The 25,821-nt window shown below is 45.6% G+C and carries 20 protein-coding genes; 13 read left to right on the forward strand and 7 right to left on the reverse strand.

The annotated features are described in order from the left end of the window. Positions 1-372: 372 nt before the first annotated feature. The 4 genes from lon to DVY93_RS10885 all read left to right on the forward strand — a co-directional run bounded on the left by lon (position 373) and on the right by DVY93_RS10885 (position 6,101). Positions 373-2,958 (forward strand): endopeptidase La, encoded by a 2,586-nt coding sequence (gene lon / locus DVY93_RS10870; RefSeq protein ID WP_230710761.1) that lies wholly within the window; start codon positions 373-375, stop codon positions 2,956-2,958. A gap of 143 nt (positions 2,959-3,101) precedes the next feature. Continuing rightward, a complete protein-coding gene (locus DVY93_RS10875) occupies positions 3,102-4,220 on the forward strand; it encodes an META domain-containing protein (RefSeq protein ID WP_230710763.1) in 1,119 nt (372 codons plus the stop codon). A 37-nt stretch (positions 4,221-4,257) separates the two neighbouring features. Beyond that, the gene (locus tag DVY93_RS10880) at positions 4,258-5,316 is read left to right on the forward strand and encodes an META domain-containing protein (RefSeq protein ID WP_230710765.1); all 1,059 of its coding nucleotides are present in this window, start codon (positions 4,258-4,260) and stop codon (positions 5,314-5,316) included. Between the two features lie 227 nt (positions 5,317-5,543). Then, on the forward strand, positions 5,544-6,101 hold the full coding sequence (locus DVY93_RS10885; protein ID WP_230710767.1) for a superoxide dismutase family protein: 558 nt from the start codon (positions 5,544-5,546) through the stop codon (positions 6,099-6,101). Between the two features lie 183 nt (positions 6,102-6,284). On the opposite strand, the gene topA is transcribed toward DVY93_RS10885, so the two are convergent. Beyond that, positions 6,285-8,951, reverse strand: a complete 2,667-nt coding sequence (gene topA, locus DVY93_RS10890; protein ID WP_230710769.1) for a type I DNA topoisomerase — start codon at positions 8,949-8,951, stop codon at positions 6,285-6,287. 267 nt (positions 8,952-9,218) lie between these two features. Further along, entirely contained in the window at positions 9,219-9,821 is a 603-nt protein-coding gene (locus tag DVY93_RS10895) for a hypothetical protein (protein ID WP_230710771.1), read from the reverse strand. Positions 9,822-10,129: 308 nt separating this feature from the next. Here DVY93_RS10895 and DVY93_RS10900 point away from each other — a divergent pair, with 308 nt between their 5' ends. Beyond that, positions 10,130-10,669: a DUF2799 domain-containing protein gene (locus DVY93_RS10900; protein WP_230710774.1), complete on the forward strand. Its 540-nt coding sequence runs from the start codon at positions 10,130-10,132 to the stop codon at positions 10,667-10,669. Positions 10,670-10,947: 278 nt separating this feature from the next. Here DVY93_RS10900 and DVY93_RS10905 read toward each other — a convergent pair whose 3' ends face one another. The 3 genes from DVY93_RS10905 to DVY93_RS10915 form a co-directional block, all read right to left on the reverse strand. Next, positions 10,948-11,349 (reverse strand): ExbD/TolR family protein, encoded by a 402-nt coding sequence (locus tag DVY93_RS10905; protein WP_230710775.1) that lies wholly within the window; start codon positions 11,347-11,349, stop codon positions 10,948-10,950. An 88-nt stretch (positions 11,350-11,437) separates the two neighbouring features. Beyond that, complete coding sequence (locus DVY93_RS10910) at positions 11,438-12,127, reverse strand: MotA/TolQ/ExbB proton channel family protein (RefSeq protein ID WP_230710777.1); 690 nt, start codon at positions 12,125-12,127, stop codon at positions 11,438-11,440. Positions 12,128-12,225: 98 nt separating this feature from the next. Next, entirely contained in the window at positions 12,226-13,212 is a 987-nt protein-coding gene (locus DVY93_RS10915) for an energy transducer TonB (protein ID WP_193005402.1), read from the reverse strand. A gap of 462 nt (positions 13,213-13,674) precedes the next feature. Here DVY93_RS10915 and DVY93_RS10920 point away from each other — a divergent pair, with 462 nt between their 5' ends. The 4 genes from DVY93_RS10920 (at position 13,675) to DVY93_RS10935 (ending at position 17,910) form a co-directional block, all read left to right on the forward strand. After that, positions 13,675-14,727 carry a siderophore ABC transporter substrate-binding protein gene (locus DVY93_RS10920; RefSeq protein ID WP_230710780.1) on the forward strand — a complete coding sequence of 351 codons (1,053 nt, stop codon included), beginning with the start codon at positions 13,675-13,677 and terminating at the stop codon, positions 14,725-14,727. Between the two features lie 208 nt (positions 14,728-14,935). After that, complete coding sequence (locus DVY93_RS10925; RefSeq protein WP_404815015.1) at positions 14,936-15,898, forward strand: ABC transporter permease; 963 nt, start codon at positions 14,936-14,938, stop codon at positions 15,896-15,898. Positions 15,899-15,979: 81 nt separating this feature from the next. Then, the gene (locus DVY93_RS10930; protein ID WP_230710782.1) at positions 15,980-17,044 is read left to right on the forward strand and encodes an iron chelate uptake ABC transporter family permease subunit; all 1,065 of its coding nucleotides are present in this window, start codon (positions 15,980-15,982) and stop codon (positions 17,042-17,044) included. Positions 17,045-17,151: 107 nt separating this feature from the next. Then, positions 17,152-17,910, forward strand: coding sequence for an iron ABC transporter ATP-binding protein (locus tag DVY93_RS10935; protein ID WP_193005406.1), 759 nt, complete (start codon positions 17,152-17,154; stop codon positions 17,908-17,910). A gap of 34 nt (positions 17,911-17,944) precedes the next feature. Here DVY93_RS10935 and DVY93_RS10940 read toward each other — a convergent pair whose 3' ends face one another. Together DVY93_RS10940 and DVY93_RS10945 are read right to left on the reverse strand one after the other, a co-directional pair. Further along, entirely contained in the window at positions 17,945-19,237 is a 1,293-nt protein-coding gene (locus DVY93_RS10940; protein WP_230710784.1) for a PepSY-associated TM helix domain-containing protein, read from the reverse strand. Positions 19,238-19,406: 169 nt separating this feature from the next. Next, positions 19,407-21,512, reverse strand: coding sequence for a TonB-dependent receptor domain-containing protein (locus DVY93_RS10945; protein ID WP_230710786.1), 2,106 nt, complete (start codon positions 21,510-21,512; stop codon positions 19,407-19,409). A gap of 453 nt (positions 21,513-21,965) precedes the next feature. Between DVY93_RS10945 and DVY93_RS10950 the strand changes: the two genes are divergently transcribed. The 4 genes from DVY93_RS10950 to DVY93_RS10965 all read left to right on the forward strand — a co-directional run bounded on the left by DVY93_RS10950 (position 21,966) and on the right by DVY93_RS10965 (position 25,634). Continuing rightward, entirely contained in the window at positions 21,966-22,241 is a 276-nt protein-coding gene (locus tag DVY93_RS10950) for a Trp family transcriptional regulator (RefSeq protein WP_198333957.1), read from the forward strand. Between the two features lie 72 nt (positions 22,242-22,313). Next, positions 22,314-23,732: an anthranilate synthase component I family protein gene (locus DVY93_RS10955; protein WP_230710788.1), complete on the forward strand. Its 1,419-nt coding sequence runs from the start codon at positions 22,314-22,316 to the stop codon at positions 23,730-23,732. A gap of 33 nt (positions 23,733-23,765) precedes the next feature. Beyond that, positions 23,766-24,413 (forward strand): anthranilate synthase component II, encoded by a 648-nt coding sequence (locus DVY93_RS10960; protein WP_193005411.1) that lies wholly within the window; start codon positions 23,766-23,768, stop codon positions 24,411-24,413. 273 nt (positions 24,414-24,686) lie between these two features. Continuing rightward, complete coding sequence (locus DVY93_RS10965) at positions 24,687-25,634, forward strand: DMT family transporter (RefSeq protein ID WP_230710790.1); 948 nt, start codon at positions 24,687-24,689, stop codon at positions 25,632-25,634. Positions 25,635-25,821 lie beyond the last annotated feature (187 nt).

Here is a 25,821-nt window from a genome sequence, read left to right on the forward strand (position 1 = left end):
AGTTTACCTTATTTTGCCTATAAAACCTATGTATAGAACCTAATAGGCATTAGCTGCATGCTATAGTCAGTTACAAATAAAATCGATACGTTAATCGCTATAGGCGACTGGGATGAATTTTTCGTAGCCTCTGTGACAGCAGCAAGCAAGGAAAATTTATCCCAGTCGCAGCGTATCGATTTTAAAATGGACGTGCGGTAACGCATTCAACTTATTACGTTCTTCATTTTAATATTTAGACACGTACAACAATTTCACGAATATAAGCAGGTGACTTGACCAATAAGCCTTGCAATTTTATCTGTGAGCACCATTTATCTAAACATGAACCACGAACTTGACTTTACAAGTCTGGTGAACGAGGAAGAATATATGAGTGAACATAAAATTGCCCAAGACAATATCGACATCGATATCGACGTTTCATCTACTGCCGCAGAAGACAGCACGCTAGAAAGCTCGTCTGATAACGAGTTAGATGCAACCTCGAATACTGTTACAGACAATGATAGTCATGACAGTACGGTTAAAAACGATGGTACTGAAGACTATTTACCATTATTGGCACTGCGAGACGTTGTCGTTTATCCACACATGCAAATTGCCCTATTTGTGGGACGTGCGCCATCGGTGAAAGCCGTCGAATTGGCCCAAGCCGAGTACGGCAACAAGGTACTGGTCGTGGCCCAAAAAGACTCCTTAACAGAAGACATCGATCAAGACAACTTATATCAATATGGTACGGTGTGCCGCATCGTCAGTACCATGCCGCATGATAGCGATGAGAGCTGCATCAAAGTATTGATCGAAGGTCAGTACCGTGCACGCGTCGATAATATTGAAAATCACGACGATTTGTTAATGGCGAGCTTTGAGCGGGCTGATCTTGATGTCAGCATGGATGAAAGCCAACAAAAAAATACCATCCAAGCTTTGACCACACTGTTTGAAAGCTATGCAGATGCGCGTCTGCGTAATGCGCGTGAGTTGACGCGTGTGGCAAAGCGTATTGACGACTTACTTGAGCTGGTTTATTTCATCTCAACCCGTGTCTCCATGGACCTTGACGTAAAGCAGTCTTTCTTAGAACAAGACGACATCAAAACGCATATCAACACCTTGACTGAGTACTTGGTTAAGCAAAGTGCTGAACAAAACATCGAACAAGATATCCAAGATGCCGTGCGTCAGCAAATGGAAGACAATCAGCGCGAATACTTCTTAAATGAGAAGATGAAAGCCATTAAAAATGAGCTGTCAGATATGAATGACGGCGCGTTCGATGGTGAAGATGATGTGGCCGAGCTTGAGCAGCGTCTAGAAGAAGCGGACTTGCCAGATGATGTGCGCAAAAAAGCCGAGCAAGAGTTTAAAAAACTCAAAATGATGCCGCCTGCTTCGAGTGAATCCTCAGTGGTACGCAACTACATTGAATGGATTTTGGATACGCCGTGGAACGCGACGACCAAAGTGTCTATCAATCTAGACAAAGCCAAAACCGTCTTAGATGAAGACCATTACGGCTTGCAAGATGTGAAAGATCGTATCTTAGAGTATCTCGCCGTTCAGTCACGCGTGAAAAAACTGCGTGGTCCTATTCTTTGTCTCGTTGGGCCGCCAGGGGTGGGTAAAACCTCACTGGGCGAGTCGATCGCTCGCGCAACAGGCCGTAAGTTTGTGCGTATGGCATTGGGCGGCGTACGTGATGAAGCAGAGATTCGTGGTCATCGCCGTACTTATATCGGTGCCATGCCAGGTAAAATCGTGCAATCACTGGCAAAAGCTGAAGTCAAAAACCCGCTGTTCTTGTTGGATGAAATCGATAAGATGGCGCAAGACTTCCGCGGTGACCCAGCGTCAGCCTTGCTTGAAGTGTTAGATCCATCACAGAATGATACGTTTAATGACCATTATTTAGATATGGACCTAGACTTATCACAAGTGATGTTTATCTGTACGGCCAACAGCATGGACATCCCGCCCGCCCTGCTTGACCGTATGGAAGTCATTCGTCTGCCGGGCTATACCGAAGAAGAGAAAGTCAATATCGCACAGAAGTATCTGGTGCCCAAAGCCATTAAGCAAAATGGCCTCAAAGAAGGCGAAATCGAGATCGTCGAAGCGGCGCTACACAGCATCGTACGCAGCTACACGCGTGAAGCCGGTGTGCGTAACCTTGAACGTGAAGTCAATAAAATCTGCCGTAAAGTGGTACGCGGTTCGGTTGAGACGCATGGTGCTCGCGCTCCGAAAAAAGCAGAACGCGAACTGGTCGTGGTCGATGACAAAAACATCGATGACTATCTAGGGGTGCATCAGTATGACTATGGTCTGGCAGAAGAAGAGCCTGAGATTGGTCGTATTACGGGGCTTGCATGGACACAAGTCGGTGGTGAGCTCTTAACCATCGAAGCAGTTGCGATGAAAGGCAAAGGTGAGCTTAGCTTTACGGGCTCACTTGGCGATGTGATGAAAGAGTCTATTCGCGCTGCCATGAGTGTGGTGCGTGCCCGCGGTGACAGCCTAGGCATTGACTATGAAACGGTCAAAACAACTGACGTCCACGTACACATGCCAGAAGGTGCAACACCAAAAGATGGTCCATCTGCCGGTGGCGCTCTGACAACCGCACTGGTCTCTGCCTTGACGGGTATCGCCATTCGTCCAGACATTGCCATGACAGGTGAGATCACCTTACGCGGTAAAATCCTGCGCATCGGCGGTCTCAAAGAGAAGTTACTCGCGGCCCATCGGGGCGGTATCAAACACGTCTTGATTCCAGCATCTAATGAGCGTGACTTGGCTGATATCCCTGACAATGTCAAAGCAGGTTTGACCATTCAACCAGTGGCGACGATTGATGAGATATTAAAAGTGGCCTTGGTCAGTATGCCAATTCCACTTAAGCCAGCCAAAGTAACCGTTGATAAAACCTCTGGCAAAGCGCTACACAACTAATTGATGAGCCATTAGTTAAGTCTTAAAAGTAAAAGTCCGCTCACTGTTATGGTGGGCGGATTTTTTTTGGCAATAATAAAAAACAATGTCCTTAAAATATTATGATATATTTCAAACAAATGTCCATTAAGTAGGAATATATAATGTTAAACCGTTTAAGGGCGTCTCTAGTTGTAATAAGCACATTACTACCAATCGCTTTATTGGGTTGTCAGTCCAATAGTGTTAATAATTCAGCACAAACCGGTACCGTCATTGACAATAAAAACTGGTCAGCCGCTACCCTAAAGCCTAGGCTGTTTCAGAACATCACAAGCTATAACTGGCAATTGACCCACGTCAGTAACGATAAAGACAAGCTCATACGCGCCAACCTTCAGCCACCCCTAACGATGGACGTTCGCCCAGACCTATTAACCTTTGATGATGGCTGTTACCGATACCTTGTGTCCTTTGATATGTGGCTGCCTCTACCTTACCCTTATACACAGGCATCAATACAAGATATGGCCAAATCACCAGTCACGGCTGCTGACTGCACTGCGATATATCAAGCAACCACCCAAGACTGGCGCGGTAATAAAATCATCCTTAGCGATACAGCACATCTGTTAAACACGATTTTTAAGCCCTATGCAGGAACAGATTTTACATTTGACCCCGCGCGGCCTCAGTCAGTACGTGCTACCAAAACCGTAGAAAAACAGCTTGCTTTGAAGACGGATAAGGGCAAAACCCTTGTCTTTACGGGCACACCAAAACCTAAACACTTGGGAGCTGGCATACCACTCACCAATGAATTATTAGAGAGCTATCGCTGGCAGCTGGTACAAGTGACGAACAAAGCAGGCGCAGTCATGAGCGAATTTACGCAAACAGAAAAGCCTATTATACTTTCCTATGGTTTGAATAACTATAGTGGCGATGAAAGTGACAAACAAAATGGCTTTGAGTCAGGTATATATGGTCAAAGCTTTGGTGTGTCTGTGGGCTGCAACGGCGTTGGTGGGCCTTATGCCCTCTCTGTCAATCAAAGTTTACTTACTGGCAGCTCTCCTTCCACCATGATGAGCTGTGGCGATACTCTTGATGATATCGAATCACGGCTTCGACGTATGATGACCCATAGCACGAGTCAACTGATCTTAACGCACGCAGATAATGCACCAACTAGTGCTACTGAGCAATCAGAGCCAAGCTACTTATTGACTCAACAGCTAGATTCTGGCGAGACACTCATTTGGAAAAATACCTCTAAATAATGGATAGATCATTAAGAAAAATAAAAAGGATTCTATAATGAAAAAAGTAATACTTGCCAGCGTAATGTTTTGTAGTACATTGCTTGCACTATCAGGTTGCCAATCGATGAGTAACACATCATTATCTATGTCAGACAGTATTGCACAAACCGATACAGTCGAGATTCCAGAGAATAAAGTGATGCAATGGAGCAGTGGCTACAACTGGCAACTGTCAGAGGTAACGCGATATGACGGTCAGCCCATCACTATCCACGGTACAGATCCTATCCGTTTGGCTATTGACCCAGGTAGCCTGCATTTTTATCAAGGTTGCAATCACGATAAAATCGATCTATTTACTGGCGCGCCTCCATACAGTTATGCCAGCTATATTGTACAGTTACCAGCGACCTGCACGACAAGTAGGCCTGATGACCACAATATCCGCACGCTGTTTCAGGACTACGGCACGTATCTTTTTGGGATTAAGTTGCTACCTACAGTACCATCAACCTCACAAGGTAATACGTTTGCTGCGCCAAAGCGCCTTGCACTTATCATGGAAAACGGCAATCAACTTGTCTTTACAGGGATGGCAAAAACGCTACCTGCACCTACGAGTTTACCGATAAATGCTGAACTATTAAAGCGCTATGACTGGCATTTGGTCAGTGCTGTCGATAATCATTACGATGACAAAGGGCAGCTTGTTTCTAGAAAACCTATAGGTAATTTCTATCATTCTGACTGGCCTATTTCTGTTACCTTTAGAGACGATTCTGACCAAACATACGTATCATTTAATTCTGGCTGTAACGGCTCTGGTGCCCCTTATTTTCTACTGGACGATAATACGCTAAAAATTGGCATGATTATCAGCACGATGATGGGCTGCGGTGAGACAGGCAATCGCATTGAAACTGCTCTTTTTAATCTAATGCGTGATAGCAGTAGCCAGCTTAGCTTAAGTCTGCAATCCTCAGAGGAAATATCAACATCATCAAAAAACCAAACAGACATGCCTAGCTATAATTTATTGCAAACGATGGAATCAGGTGAAACCTTAGTCTGGCAAAACCAAGAACTACCAAAGAGAGTTTACGATACTAAATAAAAATGGTGGTCGTAATATGAGTAGGTGATGCTGATACCTCTTTTCTAAAACAATTTTCAAACCCATACGTTACTTACATTTATTAACCGACTGTTGCGCATTTGATGAATAACTATAGCGAGCGCTTGGCTATACTAATCCGTGACAATAAGGAATGTTCGAACATTTTAAATAAAATTATAGCTAAATATATTCGTCATAATGATTAACGATAAATGGAGATAACAATGAATAAGACAATGCTTGCAAGTGCCTTACTATGTGGTTCAGCCTTAGCGATGACTGGTTGCCAAACAGTGGAGAATCAAATGCAAACTGGCAATCCTTTGAGCCAGCCTGTGTTAAAGTCAACGATCAAAGCAGTTGATGGTAATAAAAATGAAGTTGGTCAAGTATTTTTACGCCCAGTTGATGGCGGTGTCCAAGTGTACGGCAAACTTATGAACTTACAACCGGGCAAAACAGTTGCCCTACACATTCATGAAACGGGTAGCTGTGCCAATATGGGCAAAGCGGCAGGTGGCCACTTTAACCCAGATAACAACCCACACGCCCATCCAGATGATATGAATGGACATGCTGGCGACTTGCCAAACTTAACGGCCAATGAAGATGGCATTGCTACGATTAATTATGTGAATAAAAAAATCTCTGCTGCTGAAGTAGGCAAATACAGCGTCAATCGCTTGGCACTTATCGTCCACGCTAACGCTGACGACTATCAGAGCCAGCCATCTGGTAACGCTGGTGAACGCGTCGCTTGTGGTATCATCGAAAAAACCTAATTCTCACAGTGGCTTAAGAGATCGTGACTTAAGATTAAGCACAGTGATTTAAGATTAAGCAAAATTTGTATATTTACTTGCTACTTTAATCAAAAAACCTCTTAGAATCCTAAGAGGTTTTTTTATGGTTCAAACAATGTGGCAGGCTGTACATTTGATATGAAGCCGAAAGATAAAGGAGAATTACTCCTCTACCCATTCACCTTTACGCCAATACACACCCCAACGGGTGGCCTTGCCGTTTTTCTCAGAGCCAATATACTGCTCTTTTTTCTTACGCGACCAGCGCAGTATCGTTGGATTTCCCTCCGGATCTTCATCTGGGCCTTCAAACAGATACTGGAACTTATCTTCCATCTTATCTTTAATTTCTCTCAGCTCAGCAAGCTTTGGCGCACGTGTTTCTCTGACTTTTGGAAACTTGGATGCCGCTAAAAACATACCAGCCGCCCCTTCCCGCAAAATGAAGTAATCATCATGCTTGGTCGACTTTAGCTCCGGCATATGAATGGGATCCATACGCGGCGGCGCAGCTTCGCCTGTTTTGAGAACTTTACGAGTGTTATCACACTTCTGACAAGCAAAATAAGGACCAAACCGTCCCGTCTTTAGCTCCATCTGTCCATCACATTTGTTACAGTCGATGGTCGGCGCGTCTGAGCCCGGCACTTCGAACTTACCTTCTTCTAAGATATAACCGTCGCAATCAGGATTGTTACCACAGACGTGCAACTTGAGACCACCATCGACGATATAACCATTCATCGCCGTTCCACATTTCGGACAGCGCTTTTTCTCCATCAAGTCTTTGACTTCGGCAGTCTCATCGGCCGCGTCGCCTTCATCAAGATTGGCAAAAGCCTCGACTGGCATCAAATTCTTGGTGCCTTTACAGCGCTCTTTTGGCGGTAGGTTATAGCCCGTACACCCTAAAAACACTCCCGTTGAGCCCGTACGCAGCTGCATCGGACGGTCGCAAATATCGCAATGGACATCTGGCACATCGGTTGGATCATTCGGACGCATGCCGTCTTTTTCTTTGGCATGCTCAAGCGTGGTTTTGAACTCGCCATAGAAGCTATCAAGCACATCTTTCCAGTCTTTATCACCTTCTGCCACGTGATCGAGCTTATCCTCTAATGCGGCCGTAAAGGTATAATCCATCAAGTCTGGGAAGCTGGCCGTCAGTCTATCGGTGACGATATCACCCATTTTTTCGGCAAACAGGCGCTTATTTTCAAGCTTCACATAACCGCGATCTTGAATGGTCGAGATGATAGAAGCATAGGTCGATGGACGGCCAATGCCTTTTTTCTCAAGCTCTTTTACCAAGCTTGCCTCAGTGTAACGCGGTGGCGGCTTGGTAAAGTGCTGGCTCGGATCGAGCTTATCTAACGTTAATTTATCGCCTTTTTTGACATCAGGTAATAAGGTATCGTCGGTCTTGGCTGGTGGCATGACTCTTGTGTAGCCATCAAATACCATGGTACGACCGCGCGCTTTTAGCTCAACATCGTCTGCGGCCACAAATAAATTCACTGATAGGTATTTTGCAGGTAGCATCTGACAGGCGACAAACTGACGCCATATCAGCTCATACAAACGTATGGCGTCACGCTCAACCCCTTTAAGCTGGGTTGACTTCATATTGACATTAGAGGGGCGAATGGCTTCATGCGCCTCTTGGGCCCCTTGTTTATTGCCATAAAAGTTAGGCTTTTCTGGCACATACTTAGCGCCATAGCTGTCCTCGATATGACCACGCACGGCCGCTAGCGCATCTCCAGACAAAAAAGTCGAGTCGGTACGCATGTAGGTGATATGACCCGCTTCGTATAGACGCTGAGCCAAAATCATAGTCTTTTTAACAGAAAAACCCAATCGTGTACTGGCGGCTTGCTGCAAAGTCGAGGTGATAAACGGCGCGCTTGGCCGTGACTGCGTTGGTTTCTCTTCGCGTTCTTTGACGATAAAGTCGCTTGCTTTAAGCACTGCTAATACTTTATCGGTTTGCTCTTTATTAACGAGCTTAAGCGTTTTACCACCTTGCTTGGTCGCCTCCAAACGAATACCGATTTGCTCAGCGTCTTTGGTGTTTTTGGCTTTGCTATCAGCAATATGGGTATCGGCATGAATCTGCCAATACTCTTCTGGAATAAAGGCGCGAATCTCATGCTCACGCTCAACCACCAAACGCATGGCAACCGACTGTACACGGCCTGCCGACAGACCACGAGCGATTTTTTGCCATAAGAGTGGCGAGACCATAAAGCCAACCACTCGATCTAAAAAACGCCGCGCTTGCTGTGCGTTGACACGGTCGATATCGAGCTTTGATGGCTGCTTAAAGGCATTTTGAATCGCTGATTTGGTAATCTCATTGAAGACCACACGTTGATACTTGCTGTCAGGGCCACCAATGACTTCTTTTAGATGCCAAGCAATCGCTTCCCCTTCTCTGTCCATATCCGTTGCGAGATATATCTTGTCAGCGTCTTTGGCTAAGGCTTTGAGCTCTTTGATGACTTTGGTTTTGTTTGGCAGTACTTCATAGACGGCCGCCCAATCATGCTCTGGGTCTATCCCCATGCGCCGCACCAATGCTTGCTGTGCTTTTTCTTCTTTGCTCAGACTGTCATCTTTTTTAGTAGTGGCTGTTTTTTTAGCGCTTTTACTGGCACTGACCGGTAAATCACGGACATGGCCGATACTGGAACGTACGATAAAGTCATCACCAAGGTATTTGTTGATCGTTTTTGCCTTGGCCGGTGATTCTACAATCACCAAAGACCTACCCTTTGGGCTGTCAGCAGCCGTGGCTGGACTTTTTTTGGTTGTGGTTTTTGCCATATGTGACGACACCATAATATAAGTAGATTAAAAGTAAGGATAAATTCAGCAGCATGGCAATTTATAATCGTTAGTTATAACAGCTCAGCGAATTATTGTAATAATAGTGACTCATAAAAACGGTTAAAAAACAAACAATAACCATAAGTTAAAGAGTGAGTTATAAAGACGTTACACTGCTAAGCGTTAAACTGTCAACTGTAAATGACTGGGCGTTTGCCAAAAGTGCTTGCATATTGCTTATTATTGGAGATTAAAAACACTTTATTACTCCGCAGTCTTTTTCTGCATCTGTAGCGCCCAATTTTCAAGGTTTTGCTTCAGCACCAACAAGTCTGCTTCAATCAATTTTTGCTGATAAGCGGGGTTGGTTGAGGGCCGCACGTAGGCAATATCTTCCCAATAAATAATGATGCTATTTGCCTTAGTCAGTAAGCCCTTGACGAACGGCTCAACACTGACTGGTAAATCCAGCGGTGTTTTGTCCAGACTAAAATTGGTCTTCTTGACTGCCGTATTGGTATGGCCTTGAGTCGAACGAATAGCACTTGGGATATTGAGCCTGACATCCTCTTTAGTGGTATCGACAAAACTGCTGTCTGGTCGCCATTGTCCATCGATTACTTGATAACGTGTGTGCGGCAGCTGTGTATTTTCTAGAACCAAACAATATTGCCCCATCATGCCGCGACCATACTCATTGTCTCGCCCTTTTATCCAGTCAGGACACGCAACGAGCTTTGGATTTAGCTGTAGTCGACGCGCGGTCATACGCAGCTTATCCAAACGCTGATCGATACCGTTAGGTTTGAGCGCCATCATACTCCCTAATACGAATAGTACAATGACAACGCCAATCAATATTCCCATGATAGTCTGACCTTTTGACTAAATTAAAGTAACGCTAACCACACAACTGCCATTATTTGACCATCTGTCTATAAGAGAAGTCGCTGGTATATAGGGACTTATAATGAGCATGAACCATTAAAAATCAAGCACAGTGCCTGTCTAATCCTCAAAACATCACTCACTCAGCCCACGCCACCGCTGCTATTTATAACTATATATCAAACACTTAGCACCACTAAATACCAACATAATAACAAGATATAAAAAATTGTCAGTATAAAAAAGTGCTATGATAAACCATAATTTTAAACGCGCGCAGGTTTATTATGAATTATCTTATTGAGCTGAACTCATCAATCGCTGATTTTTCTAGTAAATTGGCCAATAAATCCATCAGCCTAACTGGTATGACCATACCCTTAATAAGCGCGGCATTGCTGACCTTATCAGGCTGTGCCACGACCCAAAGCCTAACCCCTGAGCAGTGTCAGGACAGCAACTGGCAAGAAGTGGGCTATGCGGACGGCCTACAGGGGCGCTCAGGAGCTTACTTTGGACACTATGCTGATCGCTGTGCGCGTGTCGGCGGCGTCATGCCCAACCGCATACAATGGGAGCAAGGTCGCCTGCAGGGCCTCAAGAAATACTGTACCGAACTCAATGCTTATAAGCTCGGACGTGAAGGATATGATTGGCAGCCTGTTTGCCCACTCGAGGGGATCGAAAAGCTAGAAGAGGCTTACGCTCAAGGACGCTACTATTATATCCGCCAGCGCGATCTCGATTATTTACGTTCACCCTACCCATTTGGCTATGGGCCTGGGCGTTTTGGTTACGGCTACCATCCATTTGGCTTCGGCTGGTAAATGCTAGACTCTAGACATGGACGCACTGGGACTACCGGCTGTCTCTAAAAACCAGAAACACCTTAAAAACAAAGGAAACCTCGCAAGGTTACCCAAACGAGGTTGAAGGAGAAATTTATTATTTTAATGATTCTTCTTATTGTTTTATTGATTTTTCTCTTCATCAGCTTACTGATTTTGTTAGCCAGCTTACTGATATAGAAGGTCTGACTGTCACTATTAGACCGTTGCTATAAAACCGTTGTCATGTAGTTGCCTACACAGCTTACGTATGACAGCTACTCGTTGACAAAGGCTACTTTGGTAAGTCCAGCTTGGCTGGTGGCTGCCAACACCTGAGCGACGGTATCATATTTACTCTCTTTGTCAGCGCGCAGTTGTACAGAGGGGTCTTTACCAGCCACACTTTGCTCTTGTAGCCGTACTTCTAACTCCTCCATACTAATCGGATCGCTGTCCCAAAATATTCCTGCGTCTTTATCAATACTAATTTGAATGGCTTCTGGTGGGGTCTCATTCACCGCCGCACTGGTCTTCGGCAAGTCTAATGGCACCGTCGGATTTAGTACGGTCGCAGTCAGTAGAAATATAATCATCAATACCAGCATGATATCGATAAGCGGAATGAGGTTCATCTCATTCATACTTTGTACGTCATCATCACCCAATTGAAATGCCATAGTTACTCTCAATACAATTCGTTATTCACAATACTGCTATCTGTTTTCTCTCTTGACTGACAACCTTATCAATCGCTTCTTGCCATGATTATGATGAAGCTGAGCGACTATAATGTCCGGCTTGCTGGACTCCCTCTGCCTCTGCCATTATATGCTGACCTTTGGCTGACTGAGCTTGAGTGGCGATGGGCGTACTGTTTGCTCGAGACTGGGGGCTAGCGGCCAATTTTGCAGAGTTTGCTAATAGATCGTGCGCTCTGTCGTTGGCGTGGTACATCACACGGCGGTTGATGCGTACCGCAAGGTTGTAAAACACCACAGCTGGAATAGCGACCGCGATACCAAGACCAGTCATAATAAGTGCCTCACCTACTGGTGCTGCCACCTGCCCCAATCCTGCCTGTCCACTCATACCAATATTGTGCAGTGCATGAAAAATCCCCCACACCGTGCCAAACAAACCAATAAATGGCGCAATCGCTGCTGTCGTACCAAGGATAGGCAGCCCGCGCTCACTGGCAAAACGGTAGCGACCAATGTGCTTGAGCAAGATCTGCTCAGTGACCAAACGCCGCGTAGCAGCATCCGACTCTGTGAGCTCGGCTTGTTTTGGCTGAATCTGCTGACTCAAATCGTCTGCAACATTGGCTGCCAATTTGCGGCTTTGCAACACACGAATGATGCCAGTTACCCATGAAATGACGGATAGGGCCAAAAGTACAAAGAACAGGCTTTTGGTCACCATGTCGCTGTATTGCCAATACGCTGTAAAGTCCATGTCAGACTCCTTGAGTTGTTATTTCATTGCTGTTACTTGATTGTCTATCGCGGTGGCGTTATTTAAAGTGGCATTACTTAAAGTAATGCAGCTATATATTACGGCACCTTATAAGCGATAGGTAAGGTGACATTGCCCACAACGGGTGCACCATTTTTTGTAAAGGGTCTAAATGTACCAGAACGGACCTGACGCTGGGCTTCTTTGTCTAACAGAGTATTGCCTGAGGATTGAGCCACACGTACGCTATCAATACCGCCCTGCTTATTCACTCTTAACACCAACACCACCTCTAACACATCGCCTGATCGGGCTCTACGGGCAGCGCGATCCGGAAAGCTAAAGTTTGGCGCAGAGGCCCAATTCGCGGCGCTCGCTGTAAAATTCACAGGCGTATTACTGGCAGCGGCAGCCGCTTGGGCTTTTGCTTGAGCAGCCGCTTGGGCCTCTTTTGCTGCTTTGGCTCGAGCAGCCGACTCGGCGGCTTCTCTTGCTGCTTTGGCATCAGCTGCGGCTTGAGCATCACGAGCCGCTTTGGCTGCCGCTTCTTGTGCTGCTTTCGCTTGGGCTTCTTGAGCGGCTCTCGCTTGGGCTTCTTGTGCTGCCCTAGCTTGCGCTTCTTGCGCCGCTTTAGCCTGGGCCGCTATGATTTTACGTTGTTCATTCGCATCAGCTTTGGGTTCTACCAGGGTTTCTTTTGGCCGCTCTTCAGCCTTTGGTTTTTTTACTGGCACTACCGGTGTTGTTTTAGGCTTAACTTTCTCTTCTTTTACTACTGGCACGACTGGTTTTTTTGGTTGGGGCTTTACTTCTGGTACGGTCTTTGGTTTTGGCTCTATAACCTGAGGGGCGGGTTCCTCTATAGGAGTTACCTCTTTCACCTCCACCTCAGAGGTGGCCTCTTTAGTAGGCAACGTGACCAGCTCTATCTCGATAGGCGACGGGCTCTTTTCTGACTCAATTTTTAGTTCAGGTGTTTTGATCGCCACTAGTGCTATTGCCGTCAATAAGTGCAACCCCACAACTATAACAATAGCCGTAAGTATCAGTCTAAGTGGTGGCGCCCCTAAATCCGTTGAACTCATAACACCCTAATATTAATTAACTAAAATAGAATGGCGTAGATAATAATGCAAACGATAATTATTATCAATAATAAATTATAAAAATTTTGCTGCCCCAGTGTCATAAAGCTAATGACTGCTGATACAAGTGCGCGCAGCTTTTTTGTATTGGCTCACTTTAGATTCAATATTAACAGCGTTAATAAAAATCATTATCATTTGTATTGATAATGAGTCTCAATTAATTTATCATAAACGCCTCTTGGATACTCATCTTATAATGTTAAAAATTCTTACGATGATAAAAACACAAGCGCCAAAAACATAAGTACAAAAAACCAAGTCATAAAAGTGGATAGTTTTTAATACTATATCGACAAGCTCTCCATGGTGTGGACAGCTGCACCAAGCAAACGCTTTTTATTTTACATGGCCACTGTTTTATTCACATCTCTCCTAATTATCTAATGTACCGAGTTATTTATGTCTACGACTTTATTTTCTAATCGCTCTACTGCCCCTCTCTTTAAACGCCCGCTCTTGACTGCAATCATGACAGCGCTTGTGGCCACCATTAGTGTGACAGGCTGTAGCTCACCTGAGTCGAACGACTCTGAGCCAGCAGAAAGCAAAGCTGAAAACCAAACCGCTGACGCCGCCTCAAATGTTGCCAATAATGACGCCGTCTCTGCTGAAACCATCGCGGTCAATACGGTGAAAGGGGATGTTGATTTAGCAATCAATCCCTCGCCGCTAGTCGTTTATGACATGACTTTGATGCAAGATTTGGCCGCACTTGATGTGGCTGTCGATGGCGCCCCAAGCAATCTGGTGTTAGATAACTTACATGCAAAAACTCAGCCTGAACCAAAAGGCGTCGGCACCGTGTTTGAGCCAGATCTTGAAGCGTTAAACGCGATGCAGCCACAAGCTATCTTGATCGGCTCACGTATGGCAGAAAAATATGATGAGTTATCGAATATCGCGCCAACGCTAGATATGACGATTGATACAGCAAACATTTATGAATCAAGCAAGCAGCGCTTACATGATTTGGGGGCGTTATTTGGTAAAAGTGATCAAGCGGCAAAACTGCAAGGGAATATTGATACCCTTATTGACGACACTAAAACCGTGACCAAAAACAAAGGTACAGGTTTGGTCATTATGGTCAATGGCAATAAAATGTCTGCCTATGGTGATAAATCACGCTATGGCTTTATCCATTCTGTCCTTGGTGTACCCATGACCGATGATCAAATTAAAGACGCCCGCCACGGCCAACCTGTCTCTTTTGAGTATATACAAAAGACCAATCCAGACTGGTTATTTGTCCTCGATCGTAGTGCGGCGATTGGCGAAGATGGCGTCGGTGCCAAAGCGGTGTTAGACAATCCACTGGTGGCACAAACCAATGCTTGGAGTAAAGATCAAGTGGTATACCTTAGCCCAGACTCTTACCTAGCATTCGGTGGCTATTATCAGTGGATACAAGATTTGACCACTATTAAGAACGCGTTTGCTGGCTCTAAATAAAGACTGTCACTGTTCGAGCCACTGCTCTGAACTTCCGTTATAAATTTCACTTTCTAAGCCAGTAGCCACTATGTCGTTATTTTCACATCGTGCTCATACCAGCGTTAAAGAGAGCTCTTCTTTGGCAACAGCCTCATCAAGTTGGCAAAAAAGAGCGAGTAACGGCCTGAGCCTTACACATCGACGTGCCGCGATACCGCCGTGGTTAATGAACACGGGGAGCCTCATTATTATGGGGCTTTTGGTGTTATTAAGTTTGTCTATTGGTGTGGCGGATTTTTCGTGGGCAGGTATTTTGCAAAGCGTTATCAGCCATAGTGCAAACTCTGATAGCTCACTGATGCTTGTCAGCCGCATGCCACGGACCATTGCCATTATCTTGACTGGTATTGCTATGGCAGTGGCAGGCATGATCATTCAAGTGGTACTAAAAAACCGCTTCGTTGAACCATCGATGGTCGGTGCGACCCAAAGCGCGGCACTTGGACTGTTGGTGGTCAGTTTGCTGTTTCCAGCCAGCGCACTCATTATAAAAATGGGCGTGGCCACCATCGCGGCCGTGTTTGGCATGATGTTATTTATGCTGCTGATTCACCGTATTCCACCGACTGATTTTTTGATGATCCCACTGATTGGTATTGTCTTTGGCGGTATCATTGAGGCGGTGACCACGTTTATCGCTTATCAAACCGAGTCGTTACAGATGCTCAGTGTTTGGCAATTTGGTGATTTTTCTGGGGTCTTGGCAGGGCGTTACGAGCTTTTGTGGCTGACGGGCGGACTGTGTATCCTAGCTTACATTATTGCTGACAAGCTGACCATCGTCGGTCTGGGTGATAATATCGCGCTAAACTTAGGCATTAGCAAACGACAGGTCACGTGGCTTGGGGTCGGCATGGTGGCAATGATGAGCGCTGTGGTGGTCGTGACGGTTGGTATGATCCCTTTTATTGGCTTGGTCGTTCCCAATATTGTTAGCCGCGTGATGGGGGATAAATTACGCCGTAGCCTGCCAGCAGTTGCGCTGTTAGGGGCATCGGCAGTCTTATTGTGCGATATTATTGGGCGTACTATTCGCTATCCATTTGAAGTGCCTGTCGCCACTGTTTTTGGTGTGGTCGGTACGGTGCTGTTCTTATGGCTATTGCTGCGCGCCCCCTCTGAACGATAAGCACTTATTACCGCTTATTATGTTTTTTTATTTTATCGTTATTTTGTTTGATTAGATAAGCTTGGCACCATAGGATTTAACATGCTTTCACCGTCTAGGCCTAGCTCTACAAAGTCTGACTCTACCCATACCAGCCCAGCGATAAATGATCAATACTCATCGGCTACGGGACAAAGTCACTTAACCCAATTTTGGGCATTTATCGCCAACCATCCAAAATCAATTGCAGCCGTTATACTGCTTGTCTCAATGACGCTATTTTTAACGCTCAATGTCAATGGGCATTGGGATTTTGCTCTGCCGCTTCGAGGAAAAAAACTACTGGCCTTGATGGTGGTCGGCTATGCGATTGGCGTCTCAACATTACTGTTTCAAACCTTGACGCACAATCCTATCTTAACCCCCTCTTTATTGGGTTTTGACTCGCTGTATGTGTTGCTGCAAAGCTTGTTGGTTTTCTTTTTGGGTGCAATTAGCTTTACTAGTATCAATCCCATTGCCAAATTTACGCTTGAAATTGTCCTTATGTTTGGCGCGTCCTTGTTGTTATTCCAATTGCTATTTTCAAAAAGCAGTCAAGATTTGACCCGATTGATATTGGTAGGCGTGATCTTTGGGGTGTTATTTCGCAGCTTATCGGCCTTGATTGCAAGGCTGATTAATCCCGATGATTTCGTCGTGGTACAGTCTGCCAGTTACGCCCAATTTAATACGGTGAATCCACAACTGCTTGGTATCAGCTTATTTATTTGCCTCATTAGCGGGTGGTTTATTTGGCGTTGGCGCTATCAGTGCGATGTATTGATGTTAGGTAAAGCACAAGCCACCAACCTTGGCATCAACTATCAACGCTTAGCATTTGGGCTACTAACCGTCATCGCGGTGTTGGTCGCCACTGCCACCGCACTGGTCGGGCCTGTAACCTTTTTTGGTTTATTAGTCTGCGCGTTGACCAACCGTATCGCTCGCCATATGTATCATAGTGAGCGCCTGATATTGGTCAGCTTGGTGGCAATGATATGCTTAGTGCTCGGTCAGACTGTATTTGAGCAAGTACTGGGCATGGCCGGGGTACTATCGGTCGTCATTGAGTTAGCAGGCGGGATAGTATTTTTATTATTGATTTTTATGACCCAGCGTCATTAATAAACAGCGTCGTTAATAAACAGCGTCGTTAATAAACAGTGCCGCTCATACTTCATGACTGCCTTAAAAATAAGACCATTTACCATTCGATAAACACAAGAAACGCTATGATTAAAATAGATAATATCTCGCACCACATTGGTAAACAGCAAATCCTACATGACGTGACGTTGTCTTTACCAAGTGCCCAAATCATTGCCCTAATCGGCCCCAATGGGGCGGGCAAATCTACCTTGTTTTCAGTCATGTCACGCTTGCAACCACTACAGACGGGACAAGTGAGTTTCGGTGAGCATGATATTGCAAGCTGTCATGCAAGAGTGTTGGCTAAAACCGTCGCCATGCTCGGACAAGACAATCAAGTACAAGGGCGCTTGCGGGTGCATGAGCTATTGATGTTTGGGCGCTATCCTTATCATCAAGGACAACCAACAAGTGAGGATCAGCAAAAAGTACAGGAAGTGATCGCACGCTTTGAGCTTGAGCCCCTAGCCGAGCGGTTTTTATCGACTTTGTCGGGTGGTCAACGCCAACGGGTATTGATTGCGATGATTGTCTGTCAAGACACGCCTTATCTATTGCTCGATGAACCGCTCAATAACTTGGACATGTACCATGCTGGCCGTCTGATGCGTGAGCTACGTGAGTTGAGCCACAGTCAACAAAAAACTGTCGTGATTGTCCTACATGATATCAATCAAGCCGCGCAGTTCGCGGATACCGTCGTTACTATGAAAGACGGTCAAGTGATGGCGGTTGGTAAGCCCGCCGATGTCCTGACCAAAGAAACCATGAAAGCGCTGTATAACGTCGATGTGACTGTATTGAGTCATCAAGATCGTCCGGTGATTGTCGATACCGTGTAAGGACTGGCGTATCTGGCACCAGCCCTGTTTGCATTTATCTCGTCACCTTTTGCAACGCTTTTGCCCGTTGCTGTCGACCTTTCCACCACAGATAAACCCCAGTACCTGATAACACCGTCACGGCCAAACCTATCATCGCTAAAAACACTTGATACAATCGGTGTCCCCACCCTTGACCAATGTGGCCCATGTGCAGCGCCCCTAACCATTGGTCTACTTTATTGCCAAATGCGCTTTGATTACCAAAATGAACGCGCTCAACCTTACCGGTTGCTGCATTCACCGTAATTGATGAGGCCCCGCCGTGCGTACCGATGTCTTTATCCGTTTTAAAACGCATCTGCCACTGGTTGTCTTCTTCCATCCAGCGTATACCCAGTAGTTCTTGTACGCGGGCCCCATGACGGTGAGCGGCAATCTCAGCCTGGGCACTGAGATACGCGATACTATCGGCCTTGCTCACCACATTCGTACCAGCGACCGTTGCACTGCTGGGCGACTTGACTGTTGGTACGGGGGCGCTTGGTTGGGGTGCTCTCCCTTCTCTCCCCTCTAGTCCTACCACTGCTTGCATGACTGGCTGATACACCGACTTTAAGTTAAAACCAACGCTTGACCAAGCGATGACAAATAGCATGAGCCACAGCCACAAACCAAACGCATGATGCAAATCATAATTTAGCTTAAAGGTATTGGTCTTACGCCGGATTTTCCATGCAGGCAGCCAGCGCTTCAGTAAAGAAGCACGCTTTTTGCCAGATAAAGTCTGACGCGCATCTTGCTTGGACTTATGTGATTTAACCGCTCTTGGAAAGGTGAGATAAAAGCCGATAAAACAGTTAATTGTCCAAACCAGTGCCACAATACCCAGTACCAATTTGCCAATATCGCCAAGCAATAAATCCCGATGCAACCAAAACACTTTCCACATGGTGTTTTGCCATGCCCACTCATCCTTATTACGTGTACCAATGATATGGCCGTCGTAAGGATTGACATACACTTCCTGAAATGGCGCTTTAGCAGTGTTTTTGGCGGCCTGCCCTCGCATCCTATCTACCGAAAACACTGCTGATTGGGTGGTCGATAGTGAGGTTGGCATGCTAGAAAACTTATAGTCTGGATAGGCGCTGATCACACCATCATGCAGTACAGCTATCGGTAGCAGCGGCTTTGGCTGCGCTTCGATGTGAGCAAGCTTATGATTAAACACCTCATCCAGCTCGTCATGAAATGCCAAGAGCGTACCTGTGATACCAGTGACAATTAAAAAGGCTGCCATAGCAAGCCCGGTATAACGATGAATCCAAAGGCAGCTTTGGCGCATATGAAATGAAATCATTGATCTTGGTTCTTTATTAAGTGATTATTTTAATGGCCTGTTAAAAATGGTTTTTATAACGGCTATCCCCTCGTTAAAAACTCACTGGCAATAAAAAAGCCAGCTCTCCTATAAAGACAGCTGACTTTTTAACTACCATTAGGTTACCGTAGTACTAAAACTGATACGTTAAAGAGGTTTTGATGTTACGACCCATCTCAAAGTCAGTTCTTAAAGCACCATCTTCCCGAGGCTTAACGATGCGTGATGCATGGCTGGCATAGGTTTCATCAAAGAGGTTATACACCCCAACCGTCGCTTTTAAGCCCTCAACTTGTTTTGGTGAATAACTCATAAAAATGTCATGCACATCATAGTTGGGTTTTTTGATATCATCACCACCAGTGTTAGGCGTCAATGAAGCAACATAGGTACTGCGCCAGCCAAGCTCTGTCGTGTCTGTTGGCGCATAACCAAGGTTGACCATGTATTTGTCACCTGACTCAGAGCTGCTACCGCTTACTGAGGAGATGCTATAACCAGTATCTTCACCTTCACTACGGGCACGTTCATAGCTTAGACCCATGCTAAAATTATTCGTTCTATAATCAGCAGCAAGCTCTACGCCCTTAATCTTATAATCTTCATCTTTATTGATGACGCCTTGGCAGCTACCGTTTAATTGTCCTGTCGTACAATCTAAACCAACTCTCCCGTCCCCTGCGCGGACAAACTCAATATAATTTTCAATATCGGTCTCAAAGTACTTAGCACTTAGTTGGAGTGCGTCATCAGCGATGGTCAAGTCGCGTAGCGTCGTGGTAATACCCACTTCCGCGTTAGCGCCTTCTTCTGCTTTTAGGTCACTGTTGACATAGGTGCCAGCACCATTTGAGTTAAAAATAGCTTGGCTTAAGTCTGGGCCATTAAACAGCTCGGTATAGCTGGCAAAAACTTGTGTACGGGGCGCAATTTCGTAACTGGCAGCGAGCGCGCCGACGACATTGTCATAAGTCTTACCGCCAGAGACAAACTCTGGTGACTCATAGCGGTCATAACGCACGCCCGGCGTTAGGCTCAGTTTGCCCACCTGCCATTGATCTTCTAAATAAACGGAGGTGTTTTTTGCTTCATCCGTACCATTGACAGGTATGGTAGTACCACGCTGGACACTATTATAGTCAGACTCTTTTTTATAATGCTCGATACCAGCAATCAGCTTATGTGTACCAGTGATACCATCAATAATACTGCTGTCTATCACACTGGTGTTTTGTACCTTAGCGCCTGTGGTTTTTACCTGTGCATCAAACTCAAAGCCAGGATTTTTCAGATAATCAGAATCACGTAAAATCTGAGTCTTTGACTGATACACATTGGTATCAACGTCGATTAAGCGATTACTTGGGTTATAGTTATAATCGAGTGCATAAGTATCACGCTTGACTTCTTGCGGAATAATGGGGTTCCAACCACCGGCAGGAAAATCAGGACGTAGGGGGAACTTTCCTTTATTCTCAGTACGGCTAAAGCTAGCACCAACACGATGATCATTGGCAATATGAGCACCAGCTTTTAATAGGATGTTTTCGCCTTCACTATCTTCGGTTTGAATCTTGCGACCTTCACCGTCTTCGCCCGCCTCGGCATCACGCTTACCATAATACGCGAGTAAATCGACGTTCTCTGCTGGTGCGCCATAGACGGTGGCAGAGGTCAATAGCTCATCATTGTTACTGCCATAGCCTGCGTGCAATTTGGCGCCAATTTTTTGACCCGGCTTAAGCAAGTCTGCGGCATCCACTGTCTCAAAAGCCACGGCACCACCGATGGCATCGTTACCAAGTGTCACTGAGTTATTACCAACCGCGACCTCGGCTTGTTTTAACAAATCTGGATCAATCGTGACGTCGCCCATATGATAAAACAAAGCACCCTCTTGACGAGCGCCATCAATCGTTACTTTTAGATTGGTGTCATCAAGTCCGCGCACCCGTATACGCTGGTTAACCGACGACGTGCCACCGACACTAACGCCTGGCACTACCTCTAAAAAATCACTCAAATGGCTTGCTTGAGCAGCTGGAGTGTAATCATCTATATAAACAGAGCCCTCTTGCACATTGTCACGTACCGAGCTATTGGCAGTCACTGTGATGGTCTGTAAGGTCGTATTTGGTAGGTTTTCTACCGTGGCGGCACTGGCTGCTTGTGACCATAGTACCGCTGCCACGCCCATGGACAATACCGTCAATTGATTAGCTAGCTTTACTTCACGCATCACACACTCGCTTTATTATCAGGATTAGAATTTTTGAGGTCTGTTTATTTTTGAGAACTGTCTTTTAGACAGTTTGGCGTCTTGATAACAACCAAACTTTGCATACAAATAGCAATGTTAATGATAATTGTTAGCATTCAATAATGAGAGGCATAATAACGAAGTATTAACAATATGGCAATAATTAATGTGAGAAATTTCCTATCTTGTCTTACTTAACTCTTGAGAAGATAAGGACAGAAGCACAGGTATAGACAGCTAGTTAGCGTTAGAGGCGTGATGTTTTTTTTGAAACTGTAGAGTGGCAATCATTTGAGAGGAATAAACGGTTTTATTATGGTAGATTACGAGTGTCCTTTTTCATGACTTGTTTTTTATGTACTATTGTACTAGAATACTGAAACAAGCTAATGACTAGCGCTCTATTTTTTTCTTTTATGAAGAACACCTATTATGAGTACTAACCCCTATCACAGTTTATTAAAACATTTAGCAAATTGTCATGACAGCACCGATATCGAAGTGCTATTCAGGGCGCTATTGACGGACAAAGAGCAACACGAGATTGCCAATCGTATCCGTATTTTTGACTTGTTAGAGTGCGGTGCAACCCAGCGTGATATAGCTGAGCAGTTAGGCGTCGGTATTGCCACGGTCTCGCGAGGCGCTAAAGCCATGCAAAGTCATGACGTCAGTGCCTTGCTCGCGACCCATAGGCAAGGCTCTTGAAGCACGCAAGCACTCTGTCTACATTTTTCTTCTTTTTAGCTGACACCCATTTACATGATTTCGGATTTTGTTATGATTTCTACGACGCCCCAGCACAGCCAACCTGCGCCTATTGATATTCCCAGCAAACCGAAGCGCATTAAACTCACGCAAGATATTGATTTTTTTGCTTTGTTTAAACGTATTGAGCGGGCTTTTGAGACGTGTTATTTGCTCGAATCACTAGGCGAAGAGAGTCATATATCACGTCACCACGCCATTGGTTTTGATCCTGTCATGACCGTTGCCGCTCTAGATCGCACCACCCTTGCCATCACTGACAATAAAACGGCTGAAACACGCCACTATCAAACCGACAATCCTTATCAATTACTGCGCAAGATTACGCCGCAGCACGTCATTGCTCGTGACCAAAGTGGCGGTCTGGTCGGTTATTTGGGTTACGACAGTGTGAATTTTTTTGAGCCGAGTCTCAATGCCAAAGCCAGCGATGACTTTGAGCCATTTAAATTTGGTGTGTATTTGGATGGCTTAACGCTTGATAAGATGACCGGTGAGATTTTCTATTTTTATTATCCCACCGCTCAGCAAGACAACCGTATCGAGCAAATCAAAGCCTTACTTGATGCGCCAACACCAAACTATGAGCCACCCAAGGTTGAATTTTTGGGTGATGGCATGAGTCAAGAGGAGCATGCCCGGGCCGTCATGCAAGTAAAAGAAGATATTATCTCTGGACGTATATTTCAATGCGAGGTGGGTTTTAAATCTAAATATCGTATTACTGGTGACAAGATGCCCATTTATGACAAACTGCGAACGGTGAACCCATCACCGCATATGTACTTTATGAAATTTGCCCAGCAATGCATCATCGGTGCCTCTCCTGAGCTGCTTTTTCGCTTGCGTCAAGGTGAGATGGAAACCTATCCCCTAGCTGGCACCGCCAAGCGCGGCGCTGATGTAGTCGAAGATCGTAAGCTCGCCCGCGCCTTACTTAATGATGCTAAAGAGATTGCTGAGCACAATATGTTGGTCGACCTGCATCGCAACGATATTGGCCGTGTGGCACAGTTTGGCACCGTAAAAGTACGTAGCTTAATGGACATCAAACGCTTCTCACACGTACAGCATATCTCCTCTGAAATCGTTGGCATCTTACACCCTAACGAAGATATGTTTAGCGCCCTCGCGAGCAACTTCCCCGCCGGCACCCTGTCAGGCGCGCCCAAGGTGGAAGCCATCAAAGTCATCAATGAGTTAGAACCAGATGGTCGCGGCGCTTATGGCGGGGCACTCGGCTCCTTTAATTTTAATGGGGATTGTATCTTTGCCATTCCCATCCGCAGCTTGTTTATCAGCGGCGAGTCAGCTTACGCGCAAACCTGCGGTGGCAATGTTTATGACTCCAATCCAGCGGATGAATATGTAGAGATTCAGCGTAAACTGTCGGCGATGAAAGTGGTATTAGACAGTTTTATGCATCCGTAAATTGACTATATTTTATTAAAGAGTTTATAACCCATGAATGTTTTAATTATCGATAACTACGACTCGTTTACCTTTAATCTTTACCAATATATCGGTGAGATTTTACAGACAATGGACGGGAGTAAAGCTGCCAACGTCATCGTTAAACGCAATAACGAGGTGACTTTAGCAGAGGTACAGGCGATGAATCTTGATCGTATCATCATCTCACCTGGCCCTGGCGCACCTGATGATCCCGCTTATTTTGGTATTTGTGCAGACGTGATTGAAACACTGGGTAAAACGACACCCATATTGGGCGTTTGCTTAGGTATGCAGGGTATTGCGCACGTGTTTGGCGGCGACGTGGTACGTGCCAGTGTGCCGATGCATGGCAAGGTTTCAGCGATTCGCCATAATGGTGAAGGCATCTATCAAGGATTGCCACAAGAGGTTGAAATCATGCGCTATCATTCTTTAATGGTACAAGCGGACACGCTACCGGACTGCCTAACCGTCACTGCCGTCGTCGCCAATGATGCGCATACAGAGCTAAGCTTGGCTGAGTCGGCATTGGCTGGTGATGAAATAATGGGACTGGCGCACAAAGACTACCCGATTCAAGGCGTACAGTTTCACCCAGAGTCTTTTGCCACCGAAGGCGCTAAGCGTTTGCTAAGTAATTTTTTATTGCAGGTATAAAGCGAGACATTCAAATTTTAAAACGTGATGTTAAAGGGCAATAAAGAGCAGACTGCCATTCAAAACATGATACGCAGATTTTAGACCAAACGGACTTGCGTTAGGAATTGATTAACGCTTTAATGAGACACTGAAAAAACGTGTAAAAGGCAGCCCTCAACCGGGTTGTCTTTTTTCTTATTTTAGTGTGGTCTTCAGTCGTGTCTTAGAGGACTGAACCGTTTATAAGATCGTGGAGCATTGCGACACTCAGATAAAAACAAGAGACAGGATATGGCAAACTCCCACAGCGCAACGGCAGCGCGGCAGTCATGGATAGGCACCATTCAGATCATTACAGCAGCAATCTGCTGGGGTACTTTAGGTATCTTTTCGACTTACCTCAACCAGATCGGCTTTAGTGGCTGGCAAATCACCATCTTACGCATCATCACTGCAGCGTTGCTTGTTTTAGTTATGCTACCCAAGCTGTGGCCACATCTTGTCAAACTCCGACCAAAACAATGGCTTGGGCTGGCGCTTCAATCTTTGATAGGTGTCCTGAGTATGTCGGTATGCTATTTCTTTGCCGTGATCTACGTCGGCGCTGGCCCTGCCGTTGCCTTGCTGTATACTGCCCCAGTTTTTAGCTTATTGTTTTCAGCCTTTTTACTCAATGAAACCATTACGCGGCAGTCAGCATTATTGGCACTCATGGCAGTCTCTGGTGTCGGCTTGACGATGTTAGGCGATGAGGCGCAGATAAACTGGGGGATTATATTGGGGCTACTATCCGGTATGTGCTACTCCTTATACGGGGTTCTGGGCAAGCGCGCCATGCACTACGCACACCCCGCACCTTTGGTGTTTTTTACCTCTATTATCATCAGTGCCAGCGTGTTGTTATTACTACCAGAAACCTATCATACTTATGGGCAGTTATTAACTTTACCATTGCACACGTGGGGCTACGCCTTGGGACTGTCTTTGGTTGGCACCGTCGTGCCCTTTGCACTCTATATGAAAGCGTTAGAAAAGCTCCCTGCCACTCGCGCATCGGTGTTTACTATATTTGAGCCGTTGACCGCGATTGCCCTTGCCATCCTACTACTACATCAATCCCTGTCGTTGATTCAATATTTGGGCGTGGTGTTAATTTTGTTAGCCGCGTTATTAAATGCGGTACTAAATGGCAGCACAACTCGCGTACCACGGTGGCTAAAAAGACGGCAAAAAGCTTAGTCAGGCGGTCTTACTACCTAGAAAGCCTCTATAGTCGCTTTCGTCAAAAAGCCCCAACCGTGAACTGACCCCCATAAGTTGGACACAACTTATGGGGTATTTTTATGCGTTACGATCTGGACTTTAAGAGAGAAGTCATCGCATACTATCGGCAAGGACATACCGGAGTCGCAACAGCAAAGAAGTT

Origin of the sequence: Psychrobacter sp. CCUG 69069, assembly GCF_021023115.1 — a bacterium.
Lineage (GTDB): Bacteria > Pseudomonadota > Gammaproteobacteria > Pseudomonadales > Moraxellaceae > Psychrobacter > Psychrobacter namhaensis.

What these genes read in the sequence shown, in the direction of transcription:
- lon (WP_230710761.1), top strand. Translation starts at nt 373, where the DNA reads ATGAGTGAACATAAAATTGCCCAAGACAATATCGACATCGATATCGAC.
- DVY93_RS10875 (WP_230710763.1), top strand. Translation starts at nt 3,102, where the DNA reads ATGTTAAACCGTTTAAGGGCGTCTCTAGTTGTAATAAGCACATTACTA.
- DVY93_RS10880 (WP_230710765.1), top strand. Translation starts at nt 4,258, where the DNA reads ATGAAAAAAGTAATACTTGCCAGCGTAATGTTTTGTAGTACATTGCTT.
- DVY93_RS10885 (WP_230710767.1), top strand. Translation starts at nt 5,544, where the DNA reads ATGAATAAGACAATGCTTGCAAGTGCCTTACTATGTGGTTCAGCCTTA.
- topA (WP_230710769.1), bottom strand. Translation starts at nt 8,951, where the DNA reads ATGGCAAAAACCACAACCAAAAAAAGTCCAGCCACGGCTGCTGACAGC.
- DVY93_RS10895 (WP_230710771.1), bottom strand. Translation starts at nt 9,821, where the DNA reads ATGGGAATATTGATTGGCGTTGTCATTGTACTATTCGTATTAGGGAGT.
- DVY93_RS10900 (WP_230710774.1), top strand. Translation starts at nt 10,130, where the DNA reads ATGAATTATCTTATTGAGCTGAACTCATCAATCGCTGATTTTTCTAGT.
- DVY93_RS10905 (WP_230710775.1), bottom strand. Translation starts at nt 11,349, where the DNA reads ATGGCATTTCAATTGGGTGATGATGACGTACAAAGTATGAATGAGATG.
- DVY93_RS10910 (WP_230710777.1), bottom strand. Translation starts at nt 12,127, where the DNA reads ATGGACTTTACAGCGTATTGGCAATACAGCGACATGGTGACCAAAAGC.
- DVY93_RS10915 (WP_193005402.1), bottom strand. Translation starts at nt 13,212, where the DNA reads ATGAGTTCAACGGATTTAGGGGCGCCACCACTTAGACTGATACTTACG.
- DVY93_RS10920 (WP_230710780.1), top strand. Translation starts at nt 13,675, where the DNA reads ATGTCTACGACTTTATTTTCTAATCGCTCTACTGCCCCTCTCTTTAAA.
- DVY93_RS10925 (WP_404815015.1), top strand. Translation starts at nt 14,936, where the DNA reads ATGAACACGGGGAGCCTCATTATTATGGGGCTTTTGGTGTTATTAAGT.
- DVY93_RS10930 (WP_230710782.1), top strand. Translation starts at nt 15,980, where the DNA reads ATGCTTTCACCGTCTAGGCCTAGCTCTACAAAGTCTGACTCTACCCAT.
- DVY93_RS10935 (WP_193005406.1), top strand. Translation starts at nt 17,152, where the DNA reads ATGATTAAAATAGATAATATCTCGCACCACATTGGTAAACAGCAAATC.
- DVY93_RS10940 (WP_230710784.1), bottom strand. Translation starts at nt 19,237, where the DNA reads ATGCGCCAAAGCTGCCTTTGGATTCATCGTTATACCGGGCTTGCTATG.
- DVY93_RS10945 (WP_230710786.1), bottom strand. Translation starts at nt 21,512, where the DNA reads ATGCGTGAAGTAAAGCTAGCTAATCAATTGACGGTATTGTCCATGGGC.
- DVY93_RS10950 (WP_198333957.1), top strand. Translation starts at nt 21,966, where the DNA reads ATGAGTACTAACCCCTATCACAGTTTATTAAAACATTTAGCAAATTGT.
- DVY93_RS10955 (WP_230710788.1), top strand. Translation starts at nt 22,314, where the DNA reads ATGATTTCTACGACGCCCCAGCACAGCCAACCTGCGCCTATTGATATT.
- DVY93_RS10960 (WP_193005411.1), top strand. Translation starts at nt 23,766, where the DNA reads ATGAATGTTTTAATTATCGATAACTACGACTCGTTTACCTTTAATCTT.
- DVY93_RS10965 (WP_230710790.1), top strand. Translation starts at nt 24,687, where the DNA reads ATGGCAAACTCCCACAGCGCAACGGCAGCGCGGCAGTCATGGATAGGC.